Source organism: Bifidobacterium olomucense (genome assembly GCF_012932375.1).
Classification (GTDB): Bacteria; Actinomycetota; Actinomycetes; order Actinomycetales; family Bifidobacteriaceae; genus Bifidobacterium; species Bifidobacterium olomucense.
On record NZ_JAAIIG010000023.1, the window covers coordinates 1 to 7,926 of the forward strand.

Here is a 7,926-nt window from a genome sequence, read left to right on the forward strand (position 1 = left end):
CAACCCCACCCCCTCGAAACACCCCCGGAACCCTTGCAAACACTGGCATCCACCGGCGTGTCGAAAACCGACAAACAGACGGGCGTTCCATGCAAAAGCTGAGACGAATGCATAAGAACATGGCTCAATCCACGTCAAGCAGCCAATCAATAATGTTCATGCCGGTGAACGGCCGAATCTGATTCATATATAGGGACCGTTCGATCTCTGCAGGCTTCTTCTTGTATCGATGAGAAATCAGTATAACTGTTTTACAGCGCAATACCATGCAGAAATCGTTTTTATTTGATTCTTGGCGTTAAACGTCTCTTAGAATCCTTCAGGAATCTGGTTTGCTGGATCGTTCCAGGCTGCGAAATACTCACCAAATGCCCATAACGGCACATTAGTGAGCCAATCCTGCTCACGGTACCCCTTCATTGACGAGCGATATCCATGCAAGCCTGTGTCTGCGCACAACAGACGCAGGCTTTTTGCGTGAACGTTCTCCTCAGCCTTGACTTCCAACGGAGCCGGCTGCCCGTTATATTGCAGAATGAAATCCACTTCCGCGGTTCCACGGGTTGCCGTCCAATAATACGGGGTGTGACCGGTTGCCGTAAGCTGCTGGCACACATACTGCTCGGTCATTGCGCCCTTGTATTCCTCGAACGCCTTATTGGACAATAAAACATCGCGAGCGGATACGTTCATGGCGGCTCCAAGCAACCCGATGTCATGCATGTACAGCTTAAAAGCCGAAAGATCCTCATAATCACGCAATGGCAGTTGCGGCTTATTGATGCGGTATACGCGATGAGCCAATCCCGAATCGACGATGAATTGTATTGCGGTTTCATACTGGGTCCGTCGCGCACCAGATGTGATATGCCCGAAGACGAATTTATGATTCTCGCGCCCTAGCTGCGAGGGGATGGAACGATATGCGAGGCGCACACGCTCCACATCAATCTCAGGAACATCACCCTTATGTTTGGAGAAATCCTTGTCATAGTCCGACAGTAGCGACTGTTGCACGCGGCGGGCTGCCAGATAGTCGTTGTCACCATCAAGAAATTCGCTGACTGCCTGAGGCATGCCGCCAACGAAATAATACTGGCGCAGCAGTCGCTCAAGCTTATCGGCAAACAGCTCCGCTCTGTTGAAATCCAACGCATGCACTATCTCGGCTAATTCCTTTTGGCCACTCGCTTCAAGAAACTCCATGAATGTCAATGGATACATGTCTATGGAGTCGATTTTCCCAACCGGGAATGAATGACCCGCATGGTACGAGAGCCCTAGATACGAACCGGCTGCTGCGATGTGTTGCTCGGGAGTGTCTTCGGCAAACGCCTTCATCAGGGTAAGTGCTGCCGGAACCTCCTGTATTTCATCAATGATGACTAACGTATGGCCGGGTACGATTCTGGTGCCGGTAAGCACCCCAATATTCTCTAGTACTTGCTTCGCGTTATACCCGGACTCAAACACCGCGTGCGTGTGCTCATCCATAAGGTTGAGGTATGCGCAAGAATCGTATTGCGTACGTCCCAACTCTTTCAGCACATAGGTTTTCCCCACCTGCCTGGCACCGCACAGCACCAGCGGACGACGATGCCGAGACTGCCGCCATGCTTCCAGCGTGGTCATGATATTGCGCTTCATAAGACCTCCATCGTCCGGCACAGGAGCTTCGGCAAATACGCTTATGCAGGCGTACTACTAAAGCGTAGTATAGCCTTGCCGCGCATCGCTGATGCAAAAATCATGACGAACTTTCACTCAGTTCATGCAAAAGTCTGGACAAATATTACTGCGCGTCGTGCAAAAGTCTGGACGAATAAACTGTCTTTTCGTGCAAAAATCATGACGAACGTCGGCGTACAGCTCTATGACTGTCACATTATCGTTCAATCCGCGTCAAGCAGCCAATCAATAATGTTCATGCCGTATATGCCGTTACGCGTCTGCGGGAATTCATCCATACTCAGCACGTATTTCGGCCAATTGTCTTGCACAGCATCGAATACGCCGAATTCACGGTCCGCTGTCTGCTGCGAACCAAGCAGATAGGTGACTTGATAGTAGGAAACCGTATCGCCGCGTCTGGCGATGAAGTCTATTTCCCTGTCCCCTACTTTGCCCACGTGCACGTCGCGGCATTGAGATAATTAGCGATAGTCTCAGCTGATACTTTGCGCTGCTCGCTTTTCATATATGCGGCAATATTGGCGGCAGTAATCAGGTACCCCTCTTCTCCGATAACGTACCGGATGACGCGTTCCAAGGCATCACTATCACGGATACCGGCATGGCGCACCACGTCTTTGAACAAGATCGTGGAGAACAGGTCATCCAGATAGCGCAGAGAAGCGGCTTCGTCGAATGCCGAATCCGTTTGGAATGGGAAACCGCCCTGATTCACATACCTGCGGAACGCCGTGCGCCTACCAGTACTTTGATGATGTTTTTGCCGATGAACGGCCGAATCTGATCCATGTAATCAGGTCGCTCAATCAAGGCAAACTCCTTTCTGGAGCGATAAGAATCAGCTATAACTGATTTTATAGCGCAAAACCGTACAGAAATCGATTACGTCTGATTTCTATATTTTCTACTTACCGGTAGCTGCCCTAATACAGAAAACCACGGAAGCGATGCTCTAATTGTGGTTTGTATCGCTTTCCTAATCGCTCCATTCGGCGGGCCAGTTGGCGGGGTGTGGGAGTTCTTCTAAGGCGGGGAGGCCTTCGACGATGTCGAGGGTTTCCATGCTCACGCGGATGACGCGTTCGACCAGGTCCACGATGTAGCGCGGATTATCGCTGTAATCGTTCGGGTCGTTGGTGATGCCGCTCTTCTTGTCGGTGGTGACTTTGTAGCGGTCGATCAGCCAGCCGATGGCGGATTTGCCGTTGACCACGTAGTCGTAGGCGCGCATCGGAATGCCTTCGATGGTCAGGTTTTCCGCCACTTTGAGCACGGTAAGGTCAGGCACCTTCTTGCCGGTTTCGGCGTTCTTGATCTTCTTCGGGTAGGTCATCTTCTCGGTACGACCCGGGTTCACGCTATCGCCGACCTCCATGACCGGCCACGGGTTGATGGATTCGTAGTCGAGGTGCAGATGCGCGAGGACACGACCGGCCTTCATGAACGCCTTGAAGTCCTTGGCCAGCGGAATACGCGGCAGTTCCTTCTTCAGGTTATTGGCGAAGCGCTTGCGATATTCCGGGCTGTGCAGCACGCCGTACACGTAGTAGAAAATGTCTTCCTTCGTGATCTTCAGGTTCGGATACGCCTCGCGGAATACCTTCAGGCCGGTATCGGTGATGGCGTCGTGACGGATATAGCCATGCTCGTCCGCATCCTGCATGTCCGCTTCGGAGAACAATCCGCCGTCGTCCGACGGTTCGACTTTCTCATACCAATAAAGAGGAAAACAGGCTAAATTACCACCATACGGAGTTAAACACGGTATCTTTCCATATGCCACAGCAGAGAATGGGTACGGTGCATTGATACCCGACAAAGCAATTTCAATGTTGTCGGCATCTTCATAAGGCATAAGAGAACTCAACTGAGAACTGGGACGTTCTATGAGCTGATTGCTCGCATAAAGCATTTGCTTCGTAAATGGACGATAGAAGCCCGTCCGTATCAATGAGCAGTCAAACCTTAGTTTTTCCCCACGAGCGAACCTCCGTTTAAGACCATCTGTCCATTTGATACGGCTATCATCATTAACAATCTGTCCGTCGATGCTCTCAGAATAAGCAGAGATGCTCCTTTTGACATTCTGGAGCAACCAAGTCGAAGAGTAATTCCATACCCAAGAATCGCGATTAGTGGAGACTGCTAGTGCCGAATTGGAGTAAACACCTTTTAGCGGTGCGAAATCACCGAAAGAATCGTCTCGCTTATTGAGCCAATCCCCATATTTATCAGAAGTGAGCCCAATCCATTCCGGATTATCCTTGACAACATTCTTGAGAATGTCAAGCTTCTGCTGGCGGTTGAGGTAGTTGCCGATATCCTTGTAATGGATGGAACCATGCTCGCTTGAATTAGGATTCTTAACGAGCATGGTAATGGCAATGGTTGCACGAGAGCCCGATTCGAAAATCTTGCCGCCTTCACGCCGTGATTCTTCACCGGAGGTGCGTTGATTACCGCGCAGGTTATACACGTAGATACTGTTGAACTCCTCAACAAAACACTTACGCACACCAGCAGTTGATTCGCCGGTGAGCCATCCACCATTCGTGACGAAGCAAACGATACCGGAGTCACCGATGCGGTCTGACGCCCAACGGAACGCACGGATGTAGTGGTCATACAACTTGCTATTTAGAGTGGCATTCGATCCAGCCACATAGGTTTCCTCGACCCTCTTATCGAGGGTCGGATATTTGGTGTTCTGGTTGCCGGTGTTCTCGCTGTCGCCGGCCCGGTAGGGCGGATTACCGACGATAACCTTTATCGGCAGACTTTTCTGTTTTTTGATGCGCTCAGTATTCTCAGTGAAGACGGTGTCGTCAAGCGTGTCACCATCTTCATGCATTTGGAAGGTGTCAGTGAGCAAGGCACCAGCAAATGGGACGTACCCCCCCCGATGCGCTTGTGGTAGGACTGTTCGATGTTGATGTCCATGATGGTGGCGGCCAACGGGACGATCTCGTTGGAGTGCAGATCATGCGCGTACTTGTACGGCAGGTCCTCCGTATCGATCAGGCTCTCGTCCTCAATCAATCGGCAGATGTAGGTGCCGGTGCCGGCGAAGCCGTCCAACACATGCACGCCGCGCGAGCCCAGCGATTGCCCAAACTCGCGTTCGAGGGCGCGCTGCACCATGTGCAGCTGCGCATCCACCACCTCCACCGGCGTGTAGACGATGCCGAGGCTGTCGGCGGTGTCTTTGAACGCCTTGGTGAAGAACTCGTTGTAGATCTCCTTGATGAGATTCTGCTTGGCGACATCCGTCTCCAACTGGCTTGCGGAGAGCCTCACCGACGAGTACAGGTCACGCAATGTCGGATTGCTGGTCACCTCGGGCAATCCGGCCGCGTACAAGGCGTTCATCGTGCGGTCGAGACCCTGCACGATCGGGTTGTGTTCGATGACCTCCTTGTTGGTGAACAGGGTCTGGAAAATCGGCTTGGTCACCTCATGCTGTGCCAACACCGCGATGGCATCCGTCTCCGAATACCCGGGATTGAGGCTGTCCTTCAAACCATCCACGAACTCAAGGAACGCGTCTCGTGCCACACCAGGCTGGTCGACCAGCTGGTAGATGGCTTCCGCGCGGCGACGGGTGATGGCGGCGATGTCGTCGGTCCATTCGCCCCAGTAGATCTTCGTGCCGCACTTGCGCACGATCTGCGCGTTGATGGCCTTCGCCATCTCCCCCAATTCGAAATCCAGCTCAGGCTGGAAGTTCCTATCAGCAGGTTTCCCGTCAGCATCATCGGTGCCGTACGCGCCTTCGCCGCCGATGCTCGCCACACTGCCGGCCGTCTTATCGCGGCGGCTACTGCGCTTGCGCAACTTGGATTCATCCAACACTTCGACTTCGATAATCCGGCGCAGTGAATCCTCGTCACCCAAGGCGGCCGCGTTGATGATCGCATCCAAGCGTTCATCATGGCTCCTGAGCGCGCGCACCACCTGCCATACCGTCTCATAGGCGCCCGAGGAGAGAATCGCATCCGGGTCCGCGCCCAACGGAATCACCACCGGAATAATGATGTACCCGTATTCCTTGCCCGGTGCCTTGCGCATCACACGGCCGACCGACTGAATGATATCCACACGACTACGGCGTGCGTTCAGATAGATCACCGCATCCAAATCCGGCACATCGATACCCTCGGCCAAGCAGCGGGCGTTAGACAAAATATGGCACTCGTTGTCCGCGGTTTTGGCGGCCAGCCAGTCGAGCTTGCCACGACGCGTGGCCGCATCCATGCCACCATCCACATGGTCGATTTCCACATGAACCTCATGGTTCGCGGCGATCACCGCCTTGTTCGCATCCGTATCCTCCAGATTGCGCGTGTAATCATCGATCACCGTACGGAACTGCGCGCTCAACGCCTTCGAATCCTTAATCGAGGCAGCGAACGCAATGGCATGATGCAGCACACGCTTGGCATCATCCGGGCCGACTTCAGCGGCATGACGGCCGCGATTGACCAGCTCCTCCACACCCTTGGCATGACGGCGATCAAACAACGCCTTCCAACAGCCCACGAACTTAGCCGCATCATCCAACGGAATTTCGGAATCCTTGGCACTGTACTGCTTCTGCATGGCCGAACCCATCATGCTTTCGGCCACCTGCATCACCACGATCTTGTAGTCGGTCAGCAAGCCAAGCGCCACGGCCTTGCCGAAGCTCAACCGGTAGGCGATGCGACCATAGACCTGCTCGTCATCCATGCTCGCGATCTCAATCGCACCTTCTTTGGCCTTGTTTTTCGCGCCCTCGCCGAAGATGCGCGGAGTGGCCGTCATGTACAGGCGCTTTGCGGAATGAATGAAACCGGCGTCATGGACCTTCTGGAAAGCCGCCTCCCCGTCCATTACGCCCGTGGTGCGGTGCGCCTCGTCACAGATCGTCAGATCAAAGTCCGGCAGCCCCAACTGCTGGGCATCATGAATCACCTGGATCGACTGATACGTGGAAAACACCACGTTCAATGCATCCTCACGCGGCTGGAAACGGTTCGCAATCGTCTCCGCATTCGTAGTGGCCGGGAACGGAATATCCGTGAGCTGCCCGTAGGATTCCTGCTCCGACTTGCTCAGCTTGCTGGCCTTGCCATCCGAGCACACCACGTACACGTTGATATGGCGGGCACGAGTCTGATTCACCCAGTCGCGCATCGACTGCGAAACCAGGCTGATGGACGGTGCAAGGAAGAGCACAGTGCCGCCCTCGCCCACCATTGATTCCGTAAGTCTCAGGGAAGTCAGCGTTTTGCCGGTACCGCACGCCATGACCAGTGAGCAGCGGTCATGGTCCTTGAGTTCGGTCTTCACCGCTTCGATGGCCTCGCGCTGATGTGGACGTGGGCTGTACGTTACGCGACCGGCATTGTCGGCACCTGCTGAACCGTTGGCGAATGCCTCCCAATCCAGATTCGATTCGCGCATGGTGTCCATATCGAGGCGCACCAGATCCATATCCGGATGCGAAAGCATGAAGTCCTCAAGCACGGACGTGTAGCCGGCTACGGTATCAGCAATCATGTAATGCTGGTAACGCTTGTCCGCCAAAGCGTTCATAAAGAATGTGGATACGTCACCGGCTGCCAGCTTTGGCTTGGAATAGCATTTGGCTTGAATCGCCCACAGTGAGCCGTCCACGTCCTCAGCCACAAGGTCGATGCCAGTATCCATCTTGCCGTCGTTGGTAGGAGCCTCGTCCCACATCCATACCTGCGTGATGCGCTCAAGCCATGCGGGATCATGTTCCAAAAAGAATTCCACGGCATGCTCAAAGCGAGTACCCTGCTCACGCTTATCGACCGACTCGGTCACGATTGTCGCGAAAATCTCGTCAATGCTCATCCTGGGCTCCAAAGTCAACATACTTATATGCGACAAGGATACTGGCTCATGGAGCATTACCTGGAAAGTTGAGCATAGAAGTTGAGGCTGGCGGTGGTGGTGTTTTGCCAGGCTTCGTTGCCCCATGACCAGAATCCAAGCGGGGGACGCGGGCCGGACCCAAGCCCCGCGCACACAAGAACGGAACGTATGCAAATATGAAAAAGGGGGGTGGTCTGTTGGGACCACCCCCCTTGTGACGAATGTTGCGGCGGCGTGCTACTCTCCCACACCCTATCGAGTGCAGTACCATCGCCGTGCCAGGCCTTAGCTTCCGGGTTCGGAAAGGGACCGGGCGTCTCACCTGGGCCATGACCACCGCAAAACCTAGAT

Annotated in this window: 5 protein-coding genes and 1 rRNA gene; all 6 read right to left on the reverse strand. The window is 53.9% G+C overall.

Annotation, left to right across the window (positions count from 1 at the left end; genetic code table 11):
• Nucleotides 1-309: 309 nt before the first annotated feature.
• The 6 genes from G1C97_RS11735 to rrf all read right to left on the reverse strand — a co-directional run bounded on the left by G1C97_RS11735 (nucleotide 310) and on the right by rrf (nucleotide 7,916).
• Nucleotides 310-1,647 (reverse strand): ATP-binding protein, encoded by a 1,338-nt coding sequence (locus tag G1C97_RS11735; RefSeq protein WP_169241914.1) that lies wholly within the window; start codon nucleotides 1,645-1,647, stop codon nucleotides 310-312.
• Between the two features lie 245 nt (nucleotides 1,648-1,892).
• The gene (locus G1C97_RS11740; RefSeq protein WP_169241915.1) at nucleotides 1,893-2,129 is read right to left on the reverse strand and encodes an ATP-binding protein; all 237 of its coding nucleotides are present in this window, start codon (nucleotides 2,127-2,129) and stop codon (nucleotides 1,893-1,895) included.
• The gene (locus G1C97_RS11745; protein WP_169241916.1) at nucleotides 2,117-2,407 is read right to left on the reverse strand and encodes an ATP-binding protein; all 291 of its coding nucleotides are present in this window, start codon (nucleotides 2,405-2,407) and stop codon (nucleotides 2,117-2,119) included. Before G1C97_RS11745 ends, G1C97_RS11740 begins: the two co-directional genes overlap by 13 nt.
• Before the next feature lie 261 nt (nucleotides 2,408-2,668).
• Nucleotides 2,669-4,543, reverse strand: a complete 1,875-nt coding sequence (locus tag G1C97_RS11750; protein ID WP_169241917.1) for a type ISP restriction/modification enzyme — start codon at nucleotides 4,541-4,543, stop codon at nucleotides 2,669-2,671.
• The gene (locus tag G1C97_RS11755) at nucleotides 4,459-7,554 is read right to left on the reverse strand and encodes a restriction endonuclease (protein ID WP_169241918.1); all 3,096 of its coding nucleotides are present in this window, start codon (nucleotides 7,552-7,554) and stop codon (nucleotides 4,459-4,461) included. Before G1C97_RS11755 ends, G1C97_RS11750 begins: the two co-directional genes overlap by 85 nt.
• Nucleotides 7,555-7,799: 245 nt before the next feature.
• Nucleotides 7,800-7,916: ribosomal RNA gene (gene rrf, locus G1C97_RS11760) — 5S ribosomal RNA — on the reverse strand.
• Between the last annotated feature and the right edge of the window lie 10 nt (nucleotides 7,917-7,926).

Excerpts from the sequence above, each read along its gene's own strand:
- G1C97_RS11735 (WP_169241914.1), bottom strand. The coding sequence starts at position 1,647 with ATGAAGCGCAATATCATGACCACGCTGGAAGCATGGCGGCAGTCTCGG.
- G1C97_RS11750 (WP_169241917.1), bottom strand. The coding sequence starts at position 4,543 with ATGCATGAAGATGGTGACACGCTTGACGACACCGTCTTCACTGAGAAT.
- G1C97_RS11755 (WP_169241918.1), bottom strand. The coding sequence starts at position 7,554 with ATGAGCATTGACGAGATTTTCGCGACAATCGTGACCGAGTCGGTCGAT.